The sequence below is a fragment of the Arcobacter sp. CECT 8985 genome, from assembly GCF_004116495.1.
Classification (GTDB): domain Bacteria; phylum Campylobacterota; class Campylobacteria; order Campylobacterales; family Arcobacteraceae; genus Malaciobacter.
In genome coordinates, this window is record NZ_PDKC01000082.1 from 1 (window position 1) to 513 (window position 513).

The 513-nt window shown below is 29.4% G+C and carries 1 protein-coding gene and 1 pseudogene; both read right to left on the minus strand.

The genetic code is table 11. The annotated features are described in order from the left end of the window. A pseudogene (locus CRU93_RS14075) lies at positions 1-114 on the minus strand (flagellin); the annotation flags it as partial. Positions 115-291: 177 nt separating this feature from the next. Then, the coding region (locus CRU93_RS14080; RefSeq protein ID WP_258238951.1) for a flagellin at positions 292-513 on the minus strand (222 nt) is incomplete at its 5' end.

Genomic DNA, 513 nt, shown 5'->3' on the forward strand with positions numbered 1-513 from the left:
TTTATTAATTCTAAGACCTGTACTTAGTTTCTCTAATGAACTACTTACATTTTTTGTTGTGTTTGTTGCAGCTTCTTGAGCGATCAATGAAGCAGCATTTGTATTAATTCTCATAATAAATCCTTTTGATTATTAAAAAGATTTACCCATGATACGGGAGCCTAAAACATTCTTGTATTACCAAGCATAGAGTTATAAACTCTTCGGAATCCATTGACCCCTACAATAATTGCGTTTTAAAATCCCAAAAATACTTTTAACAAAATTCTAGTTTTTATATATCATTCAAATTTATTGTAATAATCTAGTTACATTTTGTTGAATTGCATTAGCTTGACTCATAGCATAAGTACCAGCTTGTGCAATAATATTTTGTTTATTAAAATTAGCACTTTCTTGTGCATAATCAACATCTCTAATTACAGATTCAGCAGCTTTAATATTAGTTTGCTGAGTCATTTGGTTTCTAATAGCTGATTCTAATTGATTTTGAGTAGAACCGAAGTCTGCTCT